Raw genomic sequence first — 25015 nt, 5'->3', positions numbered from 1 at the left:
CATAGGACAATACTATTTGTTCACTATGGCGGCTGCACAATCTCTCATCTGTCAGAGCCGGATGAAATTTTTTCTTCGTTTCTTACAGTATCAGATTACTGTAATTCTATCGATTCCTCAATAACCTTATGTTGTGAAAATCTGTCGAAATGTTTACAGCGCCACACCATTCTCGGTGAGCAGTTCTCTGGCACTTTCCACAGAGTCCACACCGATCTTGTTCTTGATCGGCGCAAATTCTTTTCTTCTGACTACCTCAAAAGGCAGGCAGCTGTCCATCTGATGGATCATATCCAGCACCAGACTCTCGAATTTATAACCATTGGGAGTATCCGGCTTTACCAACTCTCCTGCAGCATCCAGATAAGGGATCTTCTTCTCTACGATATGCAGCGGCATCTTCTCTGCCATGATCTTTTCCAGATCCTGTACCTTGAACAGATAATTCAGGATCACACCATAATTATACGCGGGTTCTCCCTTCTCATCCTTAGCATTCATCAGTTCATCGGTCAGCTCGTAGTACTCCACGATGGAAGGTCTGCCGTCCTCCAAGCACATAACTCCTACTTTTTCATCCGGTGCATTCTTACGGACCACCTTGGAGCCTACGACACAGCCTCTCTGGATCGTAGCACCAATAAAGCAGGGATCAGCGATCCGCTGCAGTACATTGTCTACCGCAAACACATTCAGCCACTCAATGCCTTCGTTATGTACGATATCCAGCATGCCGTTATTTTTCATGGAAATGAACCAGCCGCCGTTACCGTTGGGAGAGGTGGACAGCTTGCCCTTCTCCTCCAGATAAATCTTGCCTTCATAATCGGTTGCCGCAGCCATCTCCTGTTTGAAGAAGTGGACATAATCCGCGTTGTATCCGAAGAAATCATGCTCTTTTAAAAATGCGATCGTTGCGTCATTGTTCTTATCGCTGGTCATCACAAACAGGTGGATCCAGCTGTCTGCCTGATGCACGACTTCCATCAGGTTATTGATCAGGCATTCAAAGATGTACAGTTCACGGGTCAGACCCACATTGTACATGCCCTTGGGATTATCGGAACCCAGTCTGGTACCCATGCCTCCGGCAAGAAGAACAGCTGCTACCTTGCCCTGTCGGATCGCTTCGATACCGGTTGCGGTAAATTCCTCCCTGTTTGCTTCGATTTCGTCTAACTGCATGGCAGCCAACGGTGTGATCACTCCTTTTTTTGCCAGATCTTCTTTATGCTTGCAAGCTTCCAGAATGCTCATATCCGTAGTTTCGATCTGATTCAGAATCCCCTGCTTCTCTTCCTCGTTGAGCTCCCCGTAATACTTCAGAACATGTTCCTGACCATACTTTGCAAGCTTCTCCTTAGCCTGTTCCAGTGTCATACTCATATTCCTACCTCCGTTTTATTTTCTCCGACTATTCCACCCCGGGTAACAGTCAATTTTCTCTATTATACTTGATATTTCCTGTGATTGCAAACCTTACTCCCGGGATCGTTCCCGCCCGTAAGTCCTGCCGTTAAGATTCTGTAAACGTGTTGCAAAGATTTTGTAAATATCCCGACAAAATGGTGTTAAGGGTCGCTCAAAACTATTCACCCGGGGGTATCTGTTTACTATAATACGGTATGTGAAGTTTTTAAGGACTTCATCGAATGTTGTACAGAATGACAGAAAGTTGAGGAATTCATTATGAATATTGGAATTTTAATCATTGCAATCGTAGGCGGTGTTACCGGACTTTTATCCACAGCATATCTGGCAGTCAGTTTCCCTGCTGTGCTCCTGTGGAAGCTCTATCGCAGAGTAGTTCACAGAATTCCTCTCACCCAATAGTAATCAGTCAGCTACCAACACTTTCCCTCTAAAAAGGACCCGGAAGCTTTTGCCCGGGTCCCTTGTCGTATGTATGTATTCTATTTTATTCCTGCACCGGGTTCCAATTTTCGTCCATCAAGGTCGCAGTTACTGTAATTCCCTCCGGTGCATTTTCTGCGCAGATCACAAGATAGAACATTCCTTCTTCCGAATCCACGGCATATTCTGACGGATCCTCCGGCAAAAAGACAGAAAATCCCTCCGGGTACTGCTGCATCTCCAGAAATCCCTTTTCCAGCAGTGCAGTTTTGTAGGCTTCTTTTACTGCATCCCGGTCCCCACAGGAGTACACCTTTATTGAAGTAAAAGTTCCATCTTCGCTGTCTGTCTCCGTACAATCTGAAATCACAGCATCGGGATAGATAATATCCTGCTGCACCGCTTTCAGATATTCCGTTGACATCCGGACACTCTGTAAGATCTCAAAAGTATCTTTTCCATCCTCGGAATGCGCCATGAGTACCAGACTCAAAAACAAAATGAGCAGATAACTTCCCAGTGCTCCCGCCAGTATTTTCGCAAAAGGATTCTCTGGCTGCCCCAGATTTGTATAAGAAGTGATGATCCAGCCAAAATTTCGGTAGTCCACCGCGGTATTACAGTATTCGCAGACTCCGCCGCCCAAAATGTCCACACTGCCTCCGCAGTTGGGGCATTTGTATTCCCGGAGTGCCCTGCTGTGCTGCGTTACCACATCCTGTCTGCCTTCCAGTTCCAGCCGGATCTCCTCATAACGGTTCCGGATCTTCTTTCCTGTATCCAGTGTCAATCGGGTCCTCACTTCCACGCTGATTCTGTAAGACTCTCCCCGTGTCTCCGCCTCCAGAAAACGCACACCGCAAATGCAACAGTCCACCACATTCTGATACCGTGCCACCACCGTATCCAGATCACAGGATGCGAAAAAGCGTACCTGCTCTGCCGTATCCGCCAGATGGATCATTCGCAGCTGGTATTCCAGATTCTGAAGAAAATTACCCGTGGAGAATTCCGGGATTGCGGCCTTTACTTTCGATTCGTCTTGAATTCTCGGCTTTCTGCGAGTCTCCATCACGATCAACATTACAATAAATATAATGAGCATGTAAAACAACGACCGGAAAAATACCGGAGCCAGACCAATTCCCAGCATCATGGCTGCGGCTGCCTTTACCGCATTGTATCCGTTCCTGCCCAACGCCAACAGCAAAAACATAATGCCGCCCGCACAGATGGCCAGTACCGCAAGAGAAATCGCTGTAATTCCCACCACCGCACCGGCTTTCATAAAGTTGGAAATACTTTTCTGTCTTGCGTCCTCCTCCAGAGAAAATCCGGATACCTTTGTCTCAAAATCACTGACGAGAAACTTTGCCCCGCAGGCATCACAGCCATCGATATAGCTGGTCAGTTTTCCCTCATGTCCACAGTTAGGGCAGATAACCATATCTCCCTGCACATCCGCTTTCAAAAAGCTTGCCGCTGCAATCTCCGGTGTCTTTAGGAACGCAATCTTTTTTCCCTTGCGGTAATAAGTCCGTCTCATTTTTACCGGCTGGGTACGGCGGCAGCTATAATCATAGCCATCCTTCCAGGGACCATCATAGTCCGCCAGTCGTGCCGGCTCCTGCATCTCCATATCCACCGTCAGTTCCCGCTGCCGCAGTCTTTTTCTGCTCAGGCGCAGACTTTGCCAGAAAGGCTGGGTTGTCTGCTCCATCAGGTTCTGTTCCGCTTCCCCGTTGCCCTGATAGAATGCTTTTAATTCCCCACAGAAGTCTTCTGTCCGTCCCTCGATCTCTTTCCGTGCATCATTCAGAAACTCTGTTGCCATTTCGTTTTTTCTCTCCTCATAAGTGATCCTGCTGCGCAAAGGTCCTGATATCTTTTGTATCTTATGTCCCAACTACTTTGTCCCATATAGCTATGTATCCATTATATAAGTTGGTACCCGGTATTTCAAGACACTTTCCCGTATAGAATGATTTGCCTCATCGAATATCTAGTGCTGGTGCAGATACTTCTCTCTGGTAGCCAGTCCGCCGCGGATATGACGCTCGGATTTATTCACATCCAATACCTTCCGCGCCTGCTTTGCCAACGCCGGATTCACCTGGGCCAGCCGCTCCGTCACGTCCTTATGTACCGTGCTTTTGCTGATGCCGAAGGCCTTGGCAGTCTGCCGCACCGTGGCGTTGTGGTCGATGATATAGCCCGCTATCCCTATAGCTCGTTCTTCAATATAGTCTTTCAAAGGAAAACCCCTCAGGATACTTTTTTACAGTGTATGAAAGTATCTGAGGGGTTATGCATCCTGACAATTAAGCCGCTATTTGACAATTATTTTGTTTCAAAATATAATAGTTGTACTTTGCAAGTATCCATTTTGAACATACGGGAGGGTTTTTTTGTGAAAGAGTCAAAGCTCCGGCTGCGTTCCGCCGGTTTACTTTCTGTTGCGGCAGGATTTATGTTGTTTCTTTATGCTCCATTGGAAATTTATTTTAATAACAAATATGAATTCTGGTTTGATTTTTATGATCTGATCCCGCTCTGTCTGTTGATGTTTGCGGTATTTACGGGTGTCAGCTTCCTGCTGGCTTTCATCGTTTCGAAGATAAATACCAGGCTATATCATGGATTTCTCACAGTTTATCTGATTGCGTTCCTCTGCACTTATATTCAGGGCAATTTCATGATAGGCAATCTGCCTCATCTGGATGGAAGTACGGTGGATTGGGCACAGTATTCCGGATTGCGTATCGGCTCCGTTGCTCTCTGGGTGGCAGTCGCGGTTCTGGTGATACTGACGGTGAAAAAGCTGTCGCTTACAAAGGTGGCAGATGCAGCAGGTGCTGTCAGCGGGCTGATCAGTCTGGTTCTGTTGGTGACTCTTGTAACGCTAGGGTTTACAAAACAGGGCCTGGAACACAAATTTTCTATGATCAACACCACCTATGGGGAACTGGAAATGTCTACCGATCAAAACCTTGTACTTCTGGTTCTGGACACAGTAGACGGAGACATCATGTCACAGGTGATCGAACACCATCCCGAATATAAGGAAACTCTTTCTGATTTTACTTATTATAATAATACGATGTCGGCCTATCCATTCACCGTATATTCAATTCCTTACCTCTTCTCCGGCGAATGGTATGAGGATCAGGAAGAATTTATCGAATATGCAAAGAGAGTCTATCGGGAAGCTCCTTTCTTTGATGATCTGGAAGCCAGAGGATACCGCATGGGAATGTATGAGGAGGACGCTTACCGTCTGGAAGAAAGCATGTTCCGATTTGAAAATATGATCGACACGACCCCCACGATCTCTTCCATTGCACAATTTATGAAACTGGAAATCAAGCTGGTCGGATTCAAATACATGCCTTTTGATCTCAAACGCTTCTGCCTCACCATCCCGGCGGAATTCAATTCACTGGAGAAGACCGATGATATCAGTGATTACGAACTCTTTTCTTCCGACAATCAGGTCTTCTATACCTACCTGAAAAAGACACCGGTAACACTGACCGATGACAAATGCTTCAGATTCATCCATCTGGTAGGCGCCCACAGTCCCTGGCATCAGGATGCACAGATGAACGAGATTGAAAACGGCACCTACGAACAAAGCATTGAAGCCAGCATGACAATCGTGGCTACGTATCTGCAAAAACTGAAAGACAGCGGTGTCTATGATAATACGGCCATTATGATCCTGTCGGACCACGGATACAACATTGAGGATGATGACAGTTCCGAGAAACGGCAGCATCCTATTCTGTTCGTAAAGGGTGTCGGTGAGCATTATGATGAGCTACAGATTTCCTCTGCTCCCATTTCCCAATCTGATTATCTGGAAGCCTACACACGACTTCTGGATGGCAAACAGGGGGATGCCATCTTTGATTACAAGGAAGGAGATGCCAGAGAACGACGTTTCCTGTTCTATGATTACGATGAGCCCACTCATTTTTATGAGTATATGCAGACCGGATATGCCGGAGATGTAGACACGATGTACTTCACCGGTGTGGAAATCACACCATAATGGTCTCACTCCGAAATAATCACTTGCATTATCTTCTCTAAAAGGTATAATGTTTATAACAGCCTTGTTTTTAACAAATATTACACGTACATACGAGATGGAGGGTTCTTATGAAATTATCAAAAATCGAACAGGTAAACGAGTTTCTTGCTATTGTTGACAGTTGTAAAGGGGAGGTTACTTTAAGATCCGTAGACGGTGATATTTTTAATCTGAAGAGCAAACTTTCCCAATATATTGCCATTGCTGCTTTGCTTGGTCAGCATGGTGATGAACTTGAGTTATTCTGCTCAGACAGCTCTGATGAGGGAAAATTCATGCATTTCCTGATGGAAAATCCCGGTGTACAATAGATCTACTTATAAATAATATACTATAATAACAAAGCACTCCCATTAACCGGGAGTGCTCAGACTGTAGACAAAACGCTTTTGGTCAGCACTCCAGAAGCGTTTTTCTTGTTTTCGGTTCAAAAAGTGTGTACTTGATCAATAATAAACACTTTTGGGCTCCCCTTTTTCCCTTCCTGGCTATCATCTTTGCCAGTTTTTTCAGATTCATGCAGGCAAACGTAAGCCCGACTTTCATTTCCATCCGGGCTTTTCCTATCATCTGTGTATAGCGGAATCCGTGGTTTTCTTTTGCTGTTCCGAAGAGGCGCTCTACGGTCTCTTTCCGTTGCGCATACACTTCCTTCATCCCAATCGTATGCCGGATATCCTCACACTTTTCCATGTACGGCTCCCAGATATGCCGGGTCACTACCTTCACATGATCCCTGCTTTCTGTGCACTGCTTCAGATATGGACATCCTTCACAGACGATTCCGCAGCTCTTGTATTCCCGGTATCCGGAACGGTTCGTCGTATGATAAGCCAGCACCTGATCATTCGGGCATACATAGCAGTCAAAATATTCATCATACACATACTCGGCTTTTTTGAAAAAACCATCTTTGGTCATGGGGCGTTTATACGGTAGAAGCGGTGTGATACCATCATCCAGAAGTAACTTTGCTATCGCTGGTGTTTTGTATCCTGCATCGGCTACCAGTGTCTGAATGCCAATGTCTTTTATCTTATCATACAGGGATTTAAATGTCCGGCTGTCATGCTGGTTGCCGGGATTTACACTATAACCCAGAATCCATCCGTTTTTGTCACAGGCTGTCTGCACGGAATACGCAAAAACATTTTTATGTTCACCCTTTCGGAACCATCCGCTTTCCGGATCCGTTGTACTTTCCTTGACCGTTTTTTCTTCTTTTCCATCAGAGCTGCCACCACAGGAGGGGGGATCTTTGGGATCTTCCTTCTTTTCTTTCAGAGGCTTTTTCCCATGCGCTTCCCGGTCTTCGTTGATTTCCTTCTTTAACTGCTCTTCGAAGAACAGTGCTTCCTCATCTGCAATCCGTTTCCGCATCTTTTTGCTGTTTGCCCGTGCTTTTACATGGGTGGCATCCACGAAGACCTCGGAAGGATCAATCAGTCTGTATTTATAGCATTCCTGCAGGATACGGGAAAAGATCTGTTCAAAAAGATCAGTATCCTTAAAGCGTCTGGTATAATTCTTTCCAAACGTAGAGAAATGGGGAACCTTGTCCATCATTTCCAGACCGAGGAACCATCGGTATGCGACATTGACTTCGATTTCTTTTACTGTCTGGCGCATACTTCGGATGCCGTACAGATACTGGATGAATGGAATTTTAATGAGCATGACCGGATCCATGCTGGGGCGGCCATTGTCTGCACTGTATTTATCGATCACAAGATCATAGATAAAACTCCAGTCGATTGCCTGGTCAATCAGGCGCAGCAGATGATCCTGCGGAACAAGGTCATCCATGCAGAACATCTGAATCTGCTCTCTTTTCTTATCTGCATTCTGTGTCATCATAGGAAACACCGCCTTTATTTTGATACTTTCATTATACCAAAAAAGTAGTGAAAAGTCCCGTAAATACGGCATTTTCACTACTTCTTATATGCTTGTAAGTACATAATTTTTGCAGTCATGACACAAGAAAAGCTCCCTCACAGGAAGGAGCTTTGTCTACAGTCTGAGCACTCCCATTAACCGGGAGTGCTTTTGTTATTACTTTAAGATGTCGTTTCACAGCAGCTGCAGCAATCTCCGGTTCTTGTGGTAGCAGAAGATCCGGTCAGACAGCATCTCTCCTTCTCCGTAGACGGCATTGATATGCTGTATAGAGGAACGGATCTCCTGTACACCGGTGCAATCTACGGGATGCAGGATTGCTTCATGTACGCTTGGAAAGACTACATAGTAGTCCCCACCCAGTTTCTCCGCCAGGATTGCTTTTACCCCGGGATAGAAAAAGGCCACAGCCCCATGGATTCTGGCAGTAGTGGTGAGAAGATATCCTCTCTGTCCTTCCCTGTGGTTCCAGGGGCTGATCCAGGTCTGACGCCCTTCCTCTTCTGGCAGCAGAATGCCTTCCTCATAGGGAAAAAACTTTCTCCTGTCATCTCCCAGAAACAATCTGGGCGGCATCTTGCGGCAAGAGTTCATCATGGCTTCCGTGATCAACTGGTCTTCCGTAAGCTTCCATGGCAGTACCATACCGCGGGACACCTGTATGGTCAGACTGCTTCCGGTCTTCTCACTGGTCAACAGATGCAGCACCAGCGCCACATCTCCAATCTTACGATAAATGGCATTGCCAAGCTCCTGCCTGCACCGTTCATAATTCACCGGACGCACGATCATATGCCTTCTGCAGACAGCATAGCTCAGATTCTCACCGGAGAGTACGATATCCGCTTCTTCATCGTCCTCCGTCAGGCCCGCCGAGATCTCCGGTAAAATACTCTGCCATCCTTCCTGTCCGTATCGCTCATACAAAGGCCGTACCAGCCAGTGCTGTATATATTCTCTTTTTCCACGCATCCATAATGCGCAGAGCATATCTTCACGTATCATGATCTGTTCTCTTCCATACATACATCGGTTCATAATATTCATGATATGAACCGCCATCGGATCACCGCATACCATGTGCCGTTCCAGCAGGCGTATGGTCTTGCCCCGTGCCGTTTCCATGTTCTGCACATTCCAACGCAATTCCTTCTTAAATTCTTCGTATGTCATTGATCCCCCATTATTTTCTCCCTGCAAAAGCAGAGAACTGATCCGTAAATTTGCGTACAAAAATAAAAGGTACTATTAAAAAAATCGTTGGAAATCCCGGCCGAACGGCCTATTTAGAATTCTTATTTCAGAGATTTACAGTTTCCGAAACCATCCGGATTTCGGATAACTCCACCCTATCATAGATAGATTGCTTTGTCTATATGCGATTTCACCAAGGATATCTTTTGTCAAATTTCACGAAAAAATAATTTCAAAAAGAAAAAAAGTCCCCATTTTCCGCAAAAACAGGGACTTTACAAATGTCAAATATGAAATTACACAACGCGTCGTACTGCCAGGATCGGACGGTAATTGGCATTGCTGATCTTGATACCGGTACGCTGTGTGCTGGCATGCACGATCAGCCCGCCGCCAATATACATAGCCACATGACCGTCATAACAGATCAGATCTCCCGGCTGTGCATTGCTGTAGTCAACACCAGTGCCACAACTTCTCTGCTCATAGGACGTACGGGGAATGCTGTAACCGAAATCACTGTAGACGCGGAAGGTAAATCCGGAACAATCCGCACCATTCGTCAGGCTGGTACCTCCCGCCACATACGGATTGCCTATGTACTGACAGGCATATTTTGCAAGACGCTTTCCCATATCACTGCCGGAGGCACTTTCGATGACTGAGGTATAATTGGTCGTTGCATAAGTGCCGGTGGCTGCGGCAGTATTTCCCTGCTGTGCCCGCGCCTGCAGCTGTTTTAACTGTTTTTGTTCCTGCTGCAGCAGAGCCTTCGCTACGGAAGCCTCCTGCTTTGCCTTCTTAATCTCCGCATCATAGTTGGCGGATTCCTGCTTTTTCTTGGCCAGCATCACATCCAGTTCCGATTTCTGGTTCTCCAGATCCGCCTTATCGGCTTCCAGCTGATCCTTATCGACCTGCAGCTGGGTCTTCTCTTCTTCCAGCTGGTTCCACAGCGCCAGTACCTGTTCCTTGGTCTCCTCGTATTCCTGCAGTTTCTGACGGTCATACTCGTAAACGCTCTCCACGAAGTCCATCCGGTTCAGCATACCACTCAGGCCACCGCCCTGTAACAGAAGGTTCACATAATTCTCCGAAGAATCATTTTCATACATCATGCGCATCCGACTGACCATATCATCATGCTGCTGTTCTTCCTGCGCCTTGGCAATATTGTACTCTTCCTGGGTCTGATTGATCTGGATCTGCTTGTCGGCAAGTTCCATCTCCTTCGATGCGATCTCATCCTCCTTCATGCCGATACTGGTCATGGTGTTGATGATCTCTGCATTCAGGTCATCGATCTTCTCCTGCACCAGATCCTGCTCATCCTGTAGGGAATTGATCTGGCTGTTGATGTTGTTCAGCTGGTTCTGATGATTGTTGATGCTGTTCTGCAGTTCACTCATGGAAGGTGCCGCCTGCACCGTCTCCGCGGGAGATTCCCAGACAGAGCCGGTGGCTGTCAGTGTCACCGCTGCCAGAAGAAAATAACATAAAAACTTTCTTTTTGCTCTATTTACTTTTCTGCCGGCAGTTTTCTTCTTCATAGGTAAAATGACTCCATATAATTACAGGTCGCAGTTATTTACGGTACGAGGGAAGGGGATAACGTCACGGATATTGCCCATTCCGGTGATATACATTACACAGCGCTCGAAGCCCAGTCCGAAGCCTGCATGACGTGCGGAGCCGTAGCGGCGCAGATCCAGATAGAACTGATAATCTTCCTTATTCAGTCCCAACTCTTCCATACGCTTCTCCAGAATCTCCAGATTGTCTTCACGCTGGCTGCCGCCAATGATCTCGCCGATACCGGGTACCAGGCAGTCCATAGCAGCCACAGTCTTGCCATCCTCGTTCAACTTCATGTAGAATGCCTTAATCTCCTTCGGATAATCGGTTACGAATACAGGTCTCTTAAATTCCTTCTCGGTCAGGTATCTCTCATGCTCGGTCTGCAGATCGCATCCCCAGAATACCTTGTAATCGAACTCATCGTTGTGCTTCTCCAGGATCTTGATAGCCTCAGTGTAGGTCACATGACCGAAATCCGAGTTGACCACATGCTGCAATCTTTCGATCAGTCCCTTATCCACGAACTGATTGAAGAATGCCATCTCTTCGGGCGCATTTTCCAGCACATAGCGGATCACATATTTTAACATGCTCTCTGCCAGGATCATATCATCCTTCAGATCTGCAAAACAGATCTCCGGCTCGATCATCCAGAACTCTGCCGCATGACGGGTGGTGTTGGAATTCTCGGCACGGAAAGTCGGTCCGAAAGTATATACGTTCTTGAATGCAAAAGCATAAGTCTCTACATCCAGCTGTCCGCTTACGGTCAGGTTTACAGGCTTACCGAAGAAGTCCTGGGTGTAATCCACTTTGCCGTCTTCTGTCTTAGGTACATTGTTCATATCCAGAGTGGTCACCTGGAACATCTCACCGGCACCCTCACAGTCACTGCTGGTGATCAGAGGAGTATGCACATAGACAAATCCTCTCTCCATGAAGAAGGTATGGATCGCATAAGCGATCAGGGATCTGACACGGAACACTGCCTGGAAAGTATTGGTACGTGCTCTCAGATGAGAGATGGTACGCAGATACTCAAAGGAATGACGCTTTTTCTGTAAGGGATAATCCGCAGTAGAAGGTCCTTCCACGATCACTTCCGCTGCCTGCATTTCAAATGCCTGCTTTGCCTCGGGGGTAGCCACGATGGTGCCGCGGATCACAACTGCTGCACCTACATTGATCTTGCAGATCTCCTGGAAGTTCGCAAGTCCATCGCCATATACTACCTGTAAAGGCTCAAAAAAGGTTCCGTCGTTGATCACCAGGAAACCGAAGTTCTTGGAGTCACGATTGTTCCTCACCCAGCCGCCTACGGTGATCTCCTTGCCGATATAGACGTCCTTTTCCCGGTGAAGTTCTCTGATGTCTGTTAATTCCATAATTTTTCCTATCCGCACGCTGCGACGTGCTCTATCTGAACCGGCCCGCATCCTATTCGCCGGTCACATACTATTTTTAAAATTTAATTGTTGGTGATCTTTGCGTTCTCTACCAGATAATCTGTCACTTTATCATAGAGGAAATACTCTCTGTAGTCTTCCTTGGAAGTCTCACCGATATACTCCTCGATAGTGTCATAGCCTGCTGCTGTAGCACGATCCAGCAGGATCTGATCCAGTTCTTCATCACTGATGTTCAGGTTTTCTCTGTTGGCCACTGCCTGCAAGGCAATATCCTGCTTTGCTGCCTCCTCAGAATAGGTAGCCAGGAAAGATGCCAGATCCTGTCCGTAATAATACTGCGTGAACGTATCTCCGTCCACACCGTAAGCAGATGCCATGGAGGTAATGCTGCTCTCCGCTGCATCAGAATATTTCTGTACCAGAGCCTCCGGCACGGAAGTAAAGGTGTTATTTGCCATAAACGCATCCATCACTGCCTGCTGTACATTGGTTTCATAATTCTGCTGTGCATTCTCATTCAGATAATCATAAGCGTACTGACGGAGTTCTTCCTCGTTCGTCACACCATCGATACCGAAGTTACTGATGACTTCATCACTGAATTCCCCATCCTGTGCGGGCTGAATATAATTTACCGTTACCGTAAATACCACAGCCTGTCCTGCCAGATCGGATTTTCCGTAATTCTCCGGGAATGTAAGATTCAGATCCACTGTCTCTCCGGGCATCACGCCGATCAGTCCATCCTCGAACCCGGCAATAAAGCTTCCGGAACCGATGGTCAGATCGTATCCCTGTGCGGTACCGCCGTCAAATGCCACGTCATCCTTTTTGCCTTCGTAATCGATGTTTACGGTGTCTCCGGTCTCCACGGCACGATCCATAATCCCGCCGTTCTCTGCGGTAATATTTTCATAATATACATTATTGACCAGACTGTCCCACTCATCCTCATCTACTTCCACGGTGTCTACGGATACTTCCAGCCCCTTGTACTCGCCCAGTGTCACATACTTGTCCACATCCATATCCTTCAATGCAGTACTTTCTGCTCCGGCGCCGGTCGCTGCATCCGTGCCGTCTCCTGTATCCTTTGCTCCGCAGCCCGCCAGCATACACATGCTTAAAACCGCTGCCAGAAATCCTAATGTCTTTTTCTTCATTCTAATACTTCCTATACCTTTCATTTTGTGCCTACCATGCGAAATGCATCATAGCACCGCCCATTATAACACATCCACCGGGCTATAACAAGGGTGACAATAACCGGCAGACCTGCTCTTTTATGCGGATCTTCAGGTTCCTTCCCGTGTAATAATCCCGGGTGATCTGACGGCAGACTTCCAGATCCCTGTGAAATATTTCCACCATTTCCCACGCCTTTTTTTCATCATATATCACAGCATTTACCTCAAAATTCAACGCAAAGCTGCGGATGTCCATGTTCGCTGTTCCGTAACACAGTACTCTGTCATCCACGATCATGCCCTTGCTGTGTAGAAAACCGTTGTTATAGGTATAACAGTTGGCCCCGGCCATGACCATATCGCCAAGATAAGAATAGGTGGCCCAATAGACAAACGGGTGATCTGGCATACATGGGATCATAATGTTCACTTCGATCCCGGACTTCACCGCGATCATCAGGGCATTCAGGATCGCCTCATCCGGGATAAAATACGGAGTCTGGATATAAATGCTTTTCTGTGCCTTGTTGATCAGACGCAGGTAATTATCATGGATCTGCTGAGTCGTCTTATCCGGACCACTGCTGATAATCTGCAGATCACAGAAATCTCTCGTACCTGCTTCGATTCCCCGGAACAGTTCCGGTTGTAAAAACAGATTCTCCCTCGCTGCATAATTCCAGTCCAGCACAAAGCGCGCCTGGAGACTGAGTACCGCACTTCCACGGATCCTCAGGTGTGTATCTCTCCAATGCCCGAATCTTTCATCCAGATCAATATATTCCTTCCCTACATTGAATCCGCCCACATAGGCCACCTTATTGTCAATGACTACGATCTTGCGGTGATTACGGTAGTTGATACGCAGCTGGAGTCTTCGCAGGATCGCCGGGAAAAACTCTGCCGTCTGCACGCCCTTTTCATTCAGCTTTCTCCAAAAGCTGTGCCGCACGGAACGACAGCCCATGGCATCGAACAGCACTCTCACTTCCACGCCCTGCGCCGCTTTTTCGATCAGAATATCCCTGATCTGGTTAAATAATACATCGTTTTTAATAATGTAGTATTGGATATGGATAAAATGCTCCGCATTCCGCAGATCTTCCATCAGCGCCCGGAATTTCTCATTGCCGTCGATGAAGATATCCACATCGTTGTCCTTCGTCAGCATGGCTTCTCCGGCCTCCAGATTATACATGACCAGATCCTCATACCCCCGGATATTCTCATCCAGCTCCTGGACATCCCGGGATCTCAGCCGGTACTCCTGCTGTCTTATATCTTTGCTGATGTGATCCTCCACCTCTTTGATCCGGAACATTTTCCGCTTGTGCATATCCTGCCCCAGTAACAGATAGAACACGAATCCCAGTACCGGTATAAAATACAACAAAAGCAGCCATGCCCACACACTCTTTGGATCCCGTCTCTGAAAAAACACGATCACGATGGCAAACAGCATATTAAAAAATACCAGATGGCTGCAGAAAAAATCTATTCCTGTCTTTACGATCTCAAATGCTTCACTCATAATACTGCCCCTTCAGATGAAAAACATCCCTTTTCCTCAATATATCATAATGCAAACCTTCTTTCCAGCAAAAGAGACTGACAAATGCCGAAAAAATCAACATTCTCAGTCTCTTCTTATCTTTTGTATTCAAGCCGGCGGTCTCCGGCCGTGATATTTTATCCCTCTGTGATGAGTGTTCTCTTTCTATCCTGATCGCAGAATTCAATCCCATAGGAACAATCCTGCAGATTTGCCTTCAGCTGTGCAGTACAGCCCTGATGTTCCCATACAAAGCAGATCTGGGATCCTTCACTGCTTACTTTGATCCGGCTTTCTTCCGAGAACGCCGGGCAGGAATTCCGGAATCGCAGCAACTCCAGTTGCTGCTTTACAATCGGCTTACTCAAACCACTGCATATCTGTGCTGTCGTCAGATTTGTCCGATTGATCTCCTTATGTCCTCCGGGACCTGCCTTTTTCACCGCTTCGTAGTCGTTCTTTCCGGCGAACAGATCCAGATACCAGATCTGCGGTTTGCCCGGCATAAATATCTGCAAGGCTCTCGCAAGGAGCATCTTTCTCTCATCTTCGCCCAATGCACTGAAGTAGGTTGCATTCACCTGATAGTAAATGTTTTTCTGACCGTGAAGATCCTTCACATATCCCCCACGGGAGACAATAATGTCGATCAGTTTCTGAATCCGGTCCTCCGCCAGAATTCCTTTGAGATCCAACAGTGGAATCCCATCGTGACAGCCAAGCATATTCACGGTTCTGATATTTTTATCGATCAGCTCCTGTGCCCATCCGGCCAGATGTTCTCCGTTTCCCGATTCCAGGGCATCTATAATGAGTCCCGGCAGAAAGAAGTCATAGGTGACATATCCCTGCTCTGCTATCTTCTCATATATTTTTTCACTATAGCTTTCATGGATCTCCGGCAGAAGTTCCATACCGTACGGTTCCGCAATCTGTTTTATTTTGTTAAGCAGTTCCCAGGTGTCCGGCTGATTCAAAAAATTCCGTTCTCCCGGTTTCTTCGGTGCATAGGCAAATGCATCCAGTCTCACAATTTTGGCACCATACCCTGCCAGTGTCTTTAATACTTCACGGTAGTACTCCCACACCTTTGGCGACTGGATATTCAGATCCATCTGACCAAGATAATACCGGTGCTGCTCCATGTAATTCCAGATCGTTGTAATCTGTTCTTTTGTCAGCCTTCCTGCTTTTCGCTCCAGAACGATTTTCTGTAAAATGTCTGCCGGCTTTTTTCCTTCCGGGCAGCCCATGGATAGTTCCTGTGCAATAATTTCCGCCTGCATATATTGCAGATCGGCAGCTTTCATCAGTTCAGGAGCATTAACCTCAGGGTAGTTCACTTCCTGATAAAAAGTATTCCAGTAAGGGATCTCTCTCCCATCCGGAAAACGTACCATAAGAATGGGGAGCCCAGGCTTCCGGAAAAACATCTTTTTCAGATACTTTTCTTCCGGAAGGATATATCCCTGCTCCGTCATTTCTCCGCAGTCCTTCCAGAATTCATTCCAATTAATGAAGAAGTCCTTGTACTCCGATTCTTCCCCTTTTGCAATGATATCCTGGAATTGCTTCGACAACACCGAAGCATGATTCAAAATAAAATCCAGCTTCAATTCAATCCCAAGCTTTTTTATTGCTTCCAATGTCTCGCCGGAAGCATACATCTTGTTCAGAGAATAATCAATCACGGAAAAACCTCTGTCCAGATCCGTATGGTACAGACTGGGCAGAATATAGCAGGAAGAAAATGCTCCCTCTGCCTCTTCCGTTTTCAAAAAATCTACAACATCATCCAGGGTTCCGCCCAGACTATCCGGGTAGAGATTCAACATCGGTCCTATGTTCATAACATCTTTCCTTTTTATTTCTGAAGCTTCGGAACAAATTGCGCATATTCCTTCCGGTCTAACACTGTTCCGTCCCGGGTAACAATAAGTTTTGCTTTCTCAGCCTGCTTTTTCAGCATTTTCTGCTCAATATCCAGTACCATCATCGTAAATGGGTTGTCTATCCATTGATCACGGTTTCTTTCCAGACGGCTCTGCAATGTCTCCTGGGGGGTACTGTCAAGGTAGATGGAAATATCCACACCGCTGTAGTATTGACTGTTGCTGTGTGTCCACTCCACCAACAGCACTTTTATTCCGGTGAAATCCTTCTCTTCATACCACAGTTCTGTCTCTTCGCGTCCCATATGTCTGACCCATAGCTTCTCTCCGCCGGCTTTAAACGCATGAACCAGTCTGTTTATTTCTTCAAAATTAATTTCCTTTTCCGTGCCAAGATAATTTTCCAGAGCTTTTCTGCCGTTTCTGAGATAGGACTCATACCATGGATATTTTTCGACATGTTTTTCATCCGCATCATTTCCGGCTTTTTGAAATTCCTGAATGATTGTACATCGTTCTTCTGTATAAGTCTGCTCTTTCAGCATTCCCACAATTGCATTTTCTCTGAAAATCTGTAACCGCTCCGCATCATTGTACTTGGGAATTCTATGCGGATAAGCATCTCCGGACAGAATGTAGTTTTCAATCCCTTTTTCCTTCAGGAAGCAGGAAAGCAACAATGCCGTCACTGTTTTTCCGGATCCGGAGCCTCCGCTTACTGCAACGACTACTTTTTCGGAACGTGTCTGCTTCGCACAGTTTTCAATCATGGGGAGCAGCTTTTGCATCAGTTTTTCTGCCAACGTAGTATCATATATTTTCAGTAGCTCCTTTGATGACGGTTCTGCTTCACTTTCCATTATGGTTCCTTTTTCTATCATATCTGTTCCTTTATCGTCATTATTTTACTTTGTGGACTCCCGGTCGATCAGTTCTACCGGAAATACAACCTGGGATGGAACCTTTTCACTCTTTACTTTTTTCACAATCGCTTCTATGGCATATTCACACATTTCCTGCACCGGCTGATGAATGGTCGTAATGGAAGGATACGTCAGTGTGGAAATCCAGGTATCATCGAATCCCACAATAGAGATATCCTCCGGAACACGTTTTCCCATTTTTTTGCATGCACGGATAATATTTGCAGCCATTACATCACTTGTTGCAAAAATTCCATCCAGATCCGAATTTTTTTTCAATAATTCCAAAATATTGTTGCCGAATTCTTCTGATAAGGGAGCCAACCTGTCTGTATAAACCACACGTCCACTGATTTTTTTATCCTCGCAGCACTTCATAAATGCCTTTTCTCTGCTATATGCAGGGATATTTTCCTTGGTAGGCGGGTTAAAAATTGCGATATTTCTGCATCCGGCATCAAACAGCCGGTTAGCCGCCAGAATACCACCCTGATAGTTATCGCAAAGAACTGCCGGAATGTTTTCCGCAATTTCTCTCTCAAAAGAGATCAGTGGACAGTTAGAATCCAGATGTTCCATCGTCTCTCCGATATGGCTGCACACAACAATTCCAAGAACTCTGTGTGAATAGAGCAGATCAATATACTGTAATTCTTTTTCCCTGCTGTTCTCGGAAATACAGACCATTATCTTGTAGTTGTGTTTTGTCACATAATGCTCCAGCCAGTGAAGGACCTTGCTAAAGTAAGGATGCTCTACAGATGGGAGAATCACCCCGATATAATCACTCTTCTGCCGGGATAAATTTCTCGCCATTTCGTTTGGCATATAGTTCAGCTTTTCCATGGCAGAATATACTTTTTCTCTCGTCTCTTCACTGATGTATCCACGATTATTCAATACTCTGGATACTGTTGTGGAGGTCACTCCTGCTTCTGCAGCTACATCTTTGATTGTTGGCATATTCCCTTCCCCTTATCTTACTTTTTTGCATCAGACAGTAACGGAAAGTCCGTCGTAAGTCAAAAGGAACCCCTCATGACCTACCAGTCTTTCATATTCCTGCGGAATCATACCGCACATATGAGAATAATGATTCAGATAATATTCCGTATTCGGTGTCACTGCATGCATTCTGCGGAGTTTCTCCCGCAGCTCTACATTTTCCCGAATTCCCATATGCGTGTCACCATCCAGTATACCTCTGCAGGTATCCATACTGACGACGTCAAATTTTATGTTCTGTTGTTCTATAAAATCCAGTGTTTCCTCCGGAAAGACCCCTGTATCATTTGCATACAACAGGGTCGATCTTCCATCCTCGATCACAAAGATCAAAGCTTCCTCGTCCAGCTTGTGATATGCCTTTAAAGGTGTAAACTTTAAATGACCTATACGGAATGGTTCAAACTTTTGAATCCGGTGAAATCTCATCCTTGTCAGATCTACATGTGGATCCTTAGCTATTATCTCCATAATACCATCCCGAACCGCATCATTGCCATAAATTTCCATTACTTTTTTATCTTTTTTTTGAATCACGGATGCCATTTCCCGCAGTCGGAAGCATATTTCTGTGGTATTCAGGTGATCGGAATGGGAATGGGTAAATACTAGGTGATTCACCTCCGATAAATCCACATGGCTGTTAATGCATTGTGAAAAGATATCCGGGGACAGGTCGATCATCACCTCATCCACCAGAGTACAGCTACGTGTCTTTACATTTTTTCCTAACAACATTCTTACCTTACGACATGCTTCACACTGGCAGAAAATACTGGGGAATCCTTCTGCTCCGCCTGTTCCGAGATATCTGATTTCCACTTTATCACCCCTTAATTCCGCTGGATGTCACAGATGCCACAAACTGCTTCTGGAATACCAGGAATAATATCATCGTAGGAATAACCATTAATGTAGAGAACGCAAAGACCTGTCCCCAATCAGTATAGGTGTCGGAAAACAATGATTTTAAAGCCAGCGGCAGTGTTCTGTAAGTACCGTCTCTGGTAACCAGTGTGGGCCACAGCAGATCGCTCCAGGAACGGATGAATGCCATGATCGCAACAGTGGTAATGATCGGCTTAGACAAAGGCATCATGATTTTGGTAAATATTTTCCAGTAGCTGGCTCCATCAATAATTGCAGCCTCCTGCAATTCCTTCGGCATTCCCTTAAAATGATTATAGTATAGATACATGTACATGGGATATGCGACACTGGGAATGGCCAGTCCTATATATGTATTTAACATTCCCAGTGAATTCACTGTCATAAAACGGTTAATGATAATGGACTCTGTAGGAATAATGCTCAATGCCACAATGGTGGATATAATGATTGCCTTTCCACGGAAATTAAGCATTCCCAGTGCATATCCGATCATTGCATTGATTGTGGTTGCCAGCAGGACAAAGATGATCGTTACTACAACGGAATTCTTGAAGAACTTGAAGAAATCCGCTTTCACAATAACATTGATATAGTTATCCAGTGACAGGTCTCCGTAAGGAATGAATGCTCTGATATTTGACATATCCGATTCGATCTGCGCATATGGTTTCAAAGAAGATACGAACAAAAATACGATCGGTCCGATGAAAATAGCTGCTATGAGCAAATATCCAAGATACATGCACAATTTCATAATGATTTTTTTCCTTTTTGACATTGCAGTTCTCATTCCCTAGTCCTCCTTTGCAAACTTATTCTGCAGAATTGAAATAACCATTACCAGCATAAAGAATGTAACTGCGATTGCGGAAGAGTATCCTACCTGTCCATTTACGAATCCGGCTTTGTACAACTGGAATACTACGGTCGTCGTTGCATTGGACGGTCCGCCGTTTGTCAGTACATACACCTGGGTGAATACTTTCAGGGAATTGATAATCACAGATACCAAAACGTATACCAGTGTATTCTTCAATCCGGGTACCGTAATATAAATAAATTTCTCAAAGGTGGTACATCCATCAATTTCGGCAGCCTCATATAGTTCTTCGGAAATGTACTGCAGACCACTTAAAATGATCAACATCTGCATACCAAGATTCTGCCAGATATACATAATTGCCAGACACGGAAGTGCCAGATGCTGATCCTGAAGCCATTTCTGAGGTGCAATGTGCAGCAGACCCAGAAACGAATTTAATAATCCGCTGGATTTGGAGGAAAAAATGAATGCCCAGATAACTGCCACTACAGTCATCGTTACAACCTGCGGACTGAAATAGATCAGTCGGAACACCTGTACGCCTTTGATCTTCTGGTTTACAAAAACCGCAAGCACGGTTCCGATCACCAATACCGAAGGCACTACGATCAGTGCATACAAAAATGTATTTTTAAAAGAAAGTACTGTCACTTTGCTTGTGAAAATCTCAATATAATTCTTCAACCCTACAAAGGCTGTTTCCATTCCCACTTTGGGAATCAGTTGTTTATTGGTAAATGAATACACAACAGACATTGCAAACGGTAAAATGATAAATACCAGTGCCAGCACCACTGCCGGTGTGCAGAACAGGAATGCGGCTTTTGACTCGCCACGTTGCAATCCGCTTTTTTTCTTAGAACTGTTTGCCATAGGTACTCCTTTTTCTTATGAATAAGGCTGCCCTCACAGACAGCCTTATCCGATCCTTCTTATTTCAGATTATTGAAAGTTCCATCCGTTCTCTGTAATAATTTCATCGATATTTGCAGCGGCATCGTGCAACTCTGTTGCAGGATCTGCGCCGGCATAGATATTACCGATAACGCTGGCCATTGCATCATAAATGGTCATATGTGCAGGAGTGTACGGACGCAGGAAGGAAATACCGCTCTCCAGCTGCTGTCTGTACAGATACAGGGTACCTCCCTCACAATAGTCGGGGATTGCATCCATAACACTGGATCTTGCGGGAACCGCACCGTTGACATCTACTACCATCTTGATGTAATCGGGGTTGGTTGCTTCCTGCAGCATTGCCCATACAGCATCATCATTTCCGGATTCCTGTGCTCCTGTGGTCATGATCATAACAGTAGAACCGGAGCAGGTGTAAACCCCGTGTCCCATATCAGGCAGGGGAACCAGGATCAGATCATCGCCAAGTGCAGCCTTATAATCCTGATACTTGGAATGTCCATACAGAGCCAGGGCATTCTCACCCTTCTGGAAAGAATCTTCATAATCACAGGTTGCATCTGCATATCCATCTGTGAACAGCTTTGCCAGGAAATCGAAAGAAGCAATTGTATTATCGCCGTCCAGAGTTCCTGTGCAAAGTCCGGTCTCACGATTCATGTAGTCTCCGCCAAAGCTTGCTACAAACGGCATCCAGGTGTAATACTCGGTGGAAGGTTTGTTCTGTCTTACATAGATGGGCCATTCTACACCGCTGTCTTTTAATTTCTTCAGCGCATCTTCAAACTCTGCTTTATCCCATGCATCCTTGTAATCGGCAGGAATTCTGACACCGGCATTCTCCAGCATGGATTTGTTAGCCCAGAAAGCCAGGCCACTATCGAACTGTGCAACGGAAATGATGTGATCATTATAAGTGCACTCAGATACTACGCTGGGAAGATAATCATCCATCAGTTCATCGGTTACATAATCGTCCAGATTTGCTACCAAACCCGCTTCATAATATTTGGGGATCAGCAGATAGTCGGCAACTACGGCATCCGGCATATCTCCGGCGATAGAAGATGTCTGCATCTTGTTATCCAGCTCGTCCTTGGAATAATACTCATCTGTAATGGTAATATTCAGATCTCCTTCGATCTTGTCAAACATTTCACGGTATATATCATCTTCTGCGCCGGAGCTGATCCAGACTTTCACTTCTTTCCCTTCATAACCGCCCTGTGCATCTGTTGCAGCGGCTGCTGTTCCATCCGCAGTATTTGCCGTTGTTTCATTCTTGGAGTCTGTAGTTGTGGCACCTGTCTCTGAGCTTCCACAAGCTGCTAATGATACGACCATCATTGCACTCAACAATCCTGCTAAAATTTTCTTTTTCATGTATTGTTCTCCTCTCTGAATCTATACATTTTGTAGATATGTAATTGTATGTCAACCGGTTACATATTTTGTAATTAAGAATATATACTAATTTTTATCGTGTGTCAACCGGTTACATATATAAATTTTCAACAAACTTGGATTTGATTTTTTGTATAGTTTCACTTTGTACTCCAATTTGACGCAGATATTCTGGAACTCCACCCCATTCCTGGTCAATCCAGTTCAGAATCCATTTCATGTTGTAGATATTGGAACCGGAAATATCGGTCGTAAATTTTGTAATATAGGTACTGCTGCATTGGTAATCCACCAGAATATCTTCCCTCTCCACTCCCACGGATGATAAGATCAGCATTGCCAGAATGCCGGTGCGGTCTTTGCCGGCTGCGCAATGGAACAATACCGCTCCCTCGGAATCAGCGACTACCTCTAGAGCTTTCTTGATCTCTTTTCCTCCGTTGCGGAGCATCAGGCGATACATGCGATGCAGCGTTTTGGTCTCCACCACACTACTGTTTACAATATCCAGTTGTTCCAGCTTTGTGGTACCCATAAGCGAACAGTTGATATAGTCCATATCCTGTCCCAGTCTGTCCGGCAGTTCTTTTGTTTCACTGGGAAATCTTAAGTCAATGACCGTCCTGACGCCAAGATGCTCAATCTTCGCAATATCTTCTTCCGTCGCCTTATTTAAGGCTGTACTCCGGAAAATCACACCATATCTGGTTACACCACCGTCACACGCATAGCCTCCCAGATCTCTGAAATTTGCCACCTGATCCAGACGATATCTCCTACAATTCATCTCTTTCCATCCCTTTTTATCTCTGTTATTGTTATTTTATTCCTTATTCCAACGGTTCTCTTGAGGTCTTTGCATCCCCGAAAAAGAACATAAAATCCTGAATTTCTGTTCTCATCATTTTATCAGTACTTATAAATTCCTTTGCCTTTTCAAACTGTGGTTTCCTGTCGTAGGGAATTTGTTTCAATCGGATCTCGCCGTCTGTAATCGTCGCATAATGTGCCGTCTTATCCGGGTCATCGGGTCTTCGATACGAGGCACTTCCCGGGTTCAGCCATTCCATTCCATCACCCAGAATATGAATACATTGTCTGTGTGTATGCCCGAAAATCAGTCTTCTGTTCCCTGTATTATCTGTTCCGTAATGCTCCGCCCAATATTTATCAAACGCGTACCTGCTTTCTATCGTCCCATAGCCACTATCATACTGATGGGCAATTCCGTATTTCCATCCGTCTGCCTCAAAATACGCAGTTTCCGGTAACTGCTTCAGCCACCTAATACCCTGGTCGTTTAGTTGTTCACAATTATAGTGAACCCACTTGTATTTTCCATCTTCTACATTTTTCCATTCCTTACTTTCATAAGTATTTATAACGTGAAGATCATGGTTGCCATACACAAGATGCGTGTTTTTCAGATTGCGGAACCGTTCTATCACTTCCGCCGGATAGATTCCATAGTCTGTATAATCCCCGGCACAGCACAGAATATCGTAATCAGCCTCTTTTTCCAAAATGGTGTTCAATGCGGCTATGTTCGCATGTACATCTGATACTACCAGTACTTTCATTTTCCGCACCTCCTTCTTTTTTCACATTATATAATTTTACCGCTCGTATGTCAACCGGTTGACATACGTGTTTCATAATTTTTTATAATACAAAAAGACTGCCACATGGTGACAGTCTTCCTTACAAGAACCGGAAACAAGATAGAAATCATAAATGTATGGTTGCGTATTTCATCACATCTATGTTACAATGTTTTTTAGGAATTTGTTCCGATTAACTGAAGGAGGGACTGTAAAATGAGTCCGGTGGCAATCACATTATTAGTTATTGTAATAGTACTTGCGATTATCATTGCAGTATTATATTTCTTAGGTAAGAAAGCACAGAAGAAACAGGCAGAACAGCAGGAACTGCTGGATGCCAACAAACAGACCGTATCCATGCTGATCATCGATAAGAAACGCATGAAGCTAAAAGATGCCGGTCTTCCACAGATGGTCATTGACCAGACCCCGAAGATGATGCGCGGTTCCAAACTCCCCATCATCAAGGCAAAGGTTGGTCCTCAGATCGTATCCCTGATCTGTGACGAGAAGATCTTCGACAGCGTTCCTGTGAAAAAGGAAGTAAAAGCCGTTGTCAGCGGTATCTATGTACTGGATGTCAAGGGACTGCACGGCAAGACCGAAGCTGCTCCCGAGAAGAAAAAAGGCTTCTTCAAGCGTCTTGTAGCTACGGCACAGGAAAAGGCCGGAGCAAAGCCTGTAAAGTAAATAACGATTCAGACCCCATTGTGTGTCGTCTGACGCACATAAAAATAGCAGATGTTCGTTGAATGCTTGCATTCATAAGAGCATCTGCTATTTTTT

Annotated in this window: 22 protein-coding genes; 4 read left to right on the top strand and 18 right to left on the bottom strand. The window is 45.3% G+C overall.

Annotated elements, in window-relative coordinates; all coding sequences use genetic code 11:
* Positions 1–153: 153 nt before the first annotated feature.
* A complete protein-coding gene (locus ACLTOH_RS10140) occupies positions 154–1380 on the bottom strand; it encodes a UTP--glucose-1-phosphate uridylyltransferase (protein WP_412224076.1) in 1227 nt (408 codons plus the stop codon).
* A 309-nt stretch (positions 1381–1689) separates the two neighbouring features.
* Here ACLTOH_RS10140 and ACLTOH_RS10135 point away from each other — a divergent pair, with 309 nt between their 5' ends.
* Positions 1690–1833, top strand: coding sequence for a hypothetical protein (locus ACLTOH_RS10135; RefSeq protein WP_412224065.1), 144 nt, complete (start codon positions 1690–1692; stop codon positions 1831–1833).
* An 85-nt stretch (positions 1834–1918) separates the two neighbouring features.
* Here the strand turns inward: ACLTOH_RS10135 and ACLTOH_RS10130 are convergent, their stop codons facing one another.
* Together ACLTOH_RS10130 and spoIIID are read right to left on the bottom strand one after the other, a co-directional pair.
* Positions 1919–3688: a hypothetical protein gene (locus tag ACLTOH_RS10130; protein ID WP_412224064.1), complete on the bottom strand. Its 1770-nt coding sequence runs from the start codon at positions 3686–3688 to the stop codon at positions 1919–1921.
* Between the two features lie 168 nt (positions 3689–3856).
* Positions 3857–4108 carry a sporulation transcriptional regulator SpoIIID gene (gene spoIIID, locus ACLTOH_RS10125; RefSeq protein ID WP_118501909.1) on the bottom strand — a complete coding sequence of 84 codons (252 nt, stop codon included), beginning with the start codon at positions 4106–4108 and terminating at the stop codon, positions 3857–3859.
* A gap of 156 nt (positions 4109–4264) precedes the next feature.
* Between spoIIID and ACLTOH_RS10120 the strand changes: the two genes are divergently transcribed.
* Together ACLTOH_RS10120 and ACLTOH_RS10115 are read left to right on the top strand one after the other, a co-directional pair.
* Complete coding sequence (locus ACLTOH_RS10120) at positions 4265–5908, top strand: sulfatase-like hydrolase/transferase (protein WP_412224062.1); 1644 nt, start codon at positions 4265–4267, stop codon at positions 5906–5908.
* A gap of 110 nt (positions 5909–6018) precedes the next feature.
* Complete coding sequence (locus ACLTOH_RS10115) at positions 6019–6261, top strand: polya polymerase (protein WP_117466423.1); 243 nt, start codon at positions 6019–6021, stop codon at positions 6259–6261.
* An 82-nt stretch (positions 6262–6343) separates the two neighbouring features.
* On the opposite strand, the gene ACLTOH_RS10110 is transcribed toward ACLTOH_RS10115, so the two are convergent.
* From ACLTOH_RS10110 to ACLTOH_RS10040, 15 genes are all read right to left on the bottom strand, one after another.
* Positions 6344–7807, bottom strand: coding sequence for an IS1182 family transposase (locus ACLTOH_RS10110; protein WP_412222068.1), 1464 nt, complete (start codon positions 7805–7807; stop codon positions 6344–6346).
* 216 nt (positions 7808–8023) lie between these two features.
* Complete coding sequence (locus tag ACLTOH_RS10105; RefSeq protein WP_337770363.1) at positions 8024–9022, bottom strand: DUF5688 family protein; 999 nt, start codon at positions 9020–9022, stop codon at positions 8024–8026.
* Positions 9023–9339: 317 nt separating this feature from the next.
* On the bottom strand, positions 9340–10593 hold the full coding sequence (locus ACLTOH_RS10100; protein WP_337631637.1) for an NlpC/P60 family protein: 1254 nt from the start codon (positions 10591–10593) through the stop codon (positions 9340–9342).
* Between the two features lie 21 nt (positions 10594–10614).
* Positions 10615–12006, bottom strand: coding sequence for an asparagine--tRNA ligase (asnS, locus tag ACLTOH_RS10095; RefSeq protein WP_117466426.1), 1392 nt, complete (start codon positions 12004–12006; stop codon positions 10615–10617).
* A gap of 83 nt (positions 12007–12089) precedes the next feature.
* A complete protein-coding gene (gene tig / locus ACLTOH_RS10090; RefSeq protein WP_337631397.1) occupies positions 12090–13193 on the bottom strand; it encodes a trigger factor in 1104 nt (367 codons plus the stop codon).
* 82 nt (positions 13194–13275) lie between these two features.
* Complete coding sequence (gene cls / locus ACLTOH_RS10085) at positions 13276–14748, bottom strand: cardiolipin synthase (RefSeq protein WP_337770362.1); 1473 nt, start codon at positions 14746–14748, stop codon at positions 13276–13278.
* Between the two features lie 158 nt (positions 14749–14906).
* On the bottom strand, positions 14907–16619 hold the full coding sequence (locus ACLTOH_RS10080) for a glycosidase (protein WP_412224060.1): 1713 nt from the start codon (positions 16617–16619) through the stop codon (positions 14907–14909).
* A 14-nt stretch (positions 16620–16633) separates the two neighbouring features.
* On the bottom strand, positions 16634–17521 hold the full coding sequence (locus ACLTOH_RS10075) for an ATP-binding protein (RefSeq protein ID WP_337763519.1): 888 nt from the start codon (positions 17519–17521) through the stop codon (positions 16634–16636).
* A 45-nt stretch (positions 17522–17566) separates the two neighbouring features.
* Complete coding sequence (locus tag ACLTOH_RS10070; RefSeq protein WP_118505356.1) at positions 17567–18547, bottom strand: LacI family DNA-binding transcriptional regulator; 981 nt, start codon at positions 18545–18547, stop codon at positions 17567–17569.
* 30 nt (positions 18548–18577) lie between these two features.
* Complete coding sequence (locus ACLTOH_RS10065) at positions 18578–19411, bottom strand: MBL fold metallo-hydrolase (RefSeq protein WP_227732678.1); 834 nt, start codon at positions 19409–19411, stop codon at positions 18578–18580.
* Between the two features lie 4 nt (positions 19412–19415).
* Positions 19416–20270 (bottom strand): carbohydrate ABC transporter permease, encoded by an 855-nt coding sequence (locus ACLTOH_RS10060; protein ID WP_117466431.1) that lies wholly within the window; start codon positions 20268–20270, stop codon positions 19416–19418.
* A gap of 3 nt (positions 20271–20273) precedes the next feature.
* Positions 20274–21176: a carbohydrate ABC transporter permease gene (locus tag ACLTOH_RS10055; protein WP_022312692.1), complete on the bottom strand. Its 903-nt coding sequence runs from the start codon at positions 21174–21176 to the stop codon at positions 20274–20276.
* A gap of 69 nt (positions 21177–21245) precedes the next feature.
* Positions 21246–22604, bottom strand: a complete 1359-nt coding sequence (locus tag ACLTOH_RS10050) for an extracellular solute-binding protein (protein WP_117466432.1) — start codon at positions 22602–22604, stop codon at positions 21246–21248.
* A 112-nt stretch (positions 22605–22716) separates the two neighbouring features.
* Positions 22717–23412 carry a tyrosine-protein phosphatase gene (locus ACLTOH_RS10045; RefSeq protein WP_262593723.1) on the bottom strand — a complete coding sequence of 232 codons (696 nt, stop codon included), beginning with the start codon at positions 23410–23412 and terminating at the stop codon, positions 22717–22719.
* A gap of 43 nt (positions 23413–23455) precedes the next feature.
* Positions 23456–24205 carry a metallophosphoesterase family protein gene (locus tag ACLTOH_RS10040; RefSeq protein ID WP_022312695.1) on the bottom strand — a complete coding sequence of 250 codons (750 nt, stop codon included), beginning with the start codon at positions 24203–24205 and terminating at the stop codon, positions 23456–23458.
* Between the two features lie 237 nt (positions 24206–24442).
* On the opposite strand from ACLTOH_RS10040, the gene ACLTOH_RS10035 reads away from it, so the two are divergent.
* Positions 24443–24919 (top strand): hypothetical protein, encoded by a 477-nt coding sequence (locus ACLTOH_RS10035; protein ID WP_117466435.1) that lies wholly within the window; start codon positions 24443–24445, stop codon positions 24917–24919.
* Positions 24920–25015 lie beyond the last annotated feature (96 nt).

This window comes from Waltera sp. (assembly GCF_046969025.1).
Lineage (GTDB): Bacteria > Bacillota > Clostridia > Lachnospirales > Lachnospiraceae > Acetatifactor > Acetatifactor acetigignens.
The sequence above is the reverse complement of the archived record's forward strand: the minus strand, read 5'-3'. Positions and strand labels throughout refer to the sequence as shown.

Coding starts and splice junctions, on each gene's coding strand:
- ACLTOH_RS10140 (WP_412224076.1), bottom strand. CDS start 1,380: ATGACACTGGAACAGGCTAAGGAGAAGCTTGCAAAGTATGGTCAGGAA.
- ACLTOH_RS10135 (WP_412224065.1), top strand. CDS start 1,690: ATGAATATTGGAATTTTAATCATTGCAATCGTAGGCGGTGTTACCGGA.
- ACLTOH_RS10130 (WP_412224064.1), bottom strand. CDS start 3,688: ATGGCAACAGAGTTTCTGAATGATGCACGGAAAGAGATCGAGGGACGG.
- ACLTOH_RS10115 (WP_117466423.1), top strand. CDS start 6,019: ATGAAATTATCAAAAATCGAACAGGTAAACGAGTTTCTTGCTATTGTT.
- ACLTOH_RS10110 (WP_412222068.1), bottom strand. CDS start 7,807: ATGATGACACAGAATGCAGATAAGAAAAGAGAGCAGATTCAGATGTTC.
- ACLTOH_RS10105 (WP_337770363.1), bottom strand. CDS start 9,022: ATGACATACGAAGAATTTAAGAAGGAATTGCGTTGGAATGTGCAGAAC.
- ACLTOH_RS10100 (WP_337631637.1), bottom strand. CDS start 10,593: ATGAAGAAGAAAACTGCCGGCAGAAAAGTAAATAGAGCAAAAAGAAAG.
- asnS (WP_117466426.1), bottom strand. CDS start 12,006: ATGGAATTAACAGACATCAGAGAACTTCACCGGGAAAAGGACGTCTAT.
- tig (WP_337631397.1), bottom strand. CDS start 13,193: ATGAAGAAAAAGACATTAGGATTTCTGGCAGCGGTTTTAAGCATGTGT.
- cls (WP_337770362.1), bottom strand. CDS start 14,748: ATGAGTGAAGCATTTGAGATCGTAAAGACAGGAATAGATTTTTTCTGC.
- ACLTOH_RS10080 (WP_412224060.1), bottom strand. CDS start 16,619: ATGAACATAGGACCGATGTTGAATCTCTACCCGGATAGTCTGGGCGGA.
- ACLTOH_RS10075 (WP_337763519.1), bottom strand. CDS start 17,521: ATGGAAAGTGAAGCAGAACCGTCATCAAAGGAGCTACTGAAAATATAT.
- ACLTOH_RS10070 (WP_118505356.1), bottom strand. CDS start 18,547: ATGCCAACAATCAAAGATGTAGCTGCAGAAGCAGGAGTGACCTCCACA.
- ACLTOH_RS10060 (WP_117466431.1), bottom strand. CDS start 20,270: ATGAGAACTGCAATGTCAAAAAGGAAAAAAATCATTATGAAATTGTGC.
- ACLTOH_RS10055 (WP_022312692.1), bottom strand. CDS start 21,176: ATGGCAAACAGTTCTAAGAAAAAAAGCGGATTGCAACGTGGCGAGTCA.
- ACLTOH_RS10050 (WP_117466432.1), bottom strand. CDS start 22,604: ATGAAAAAGAAAATTTTAGCAGGATTGTTGAGTGCAATGATGGTCGTA.
- ACLTOH_RS10045 (WP_262593723.1), bottom strand. CDS start 23,412: ATGAATTGTAGGAGATATCGTCTGGATCAGGTGGCAAATTTCAGAGAT.
- ACLTOH_RS10040 (WP_022312695.1), bottom strand. CDS start 24,205: ATGAAAGTACTGGTAGTATCAGATGTACATGCGAACATAGCCGCATTG.
- ACLTOH_RS10035 (WP_117466435.1), top strand. CDS start 24,443: ATGAGTCCGGTGGCAATCACATTATTAGTTATTGTAATAGTACTTGCG.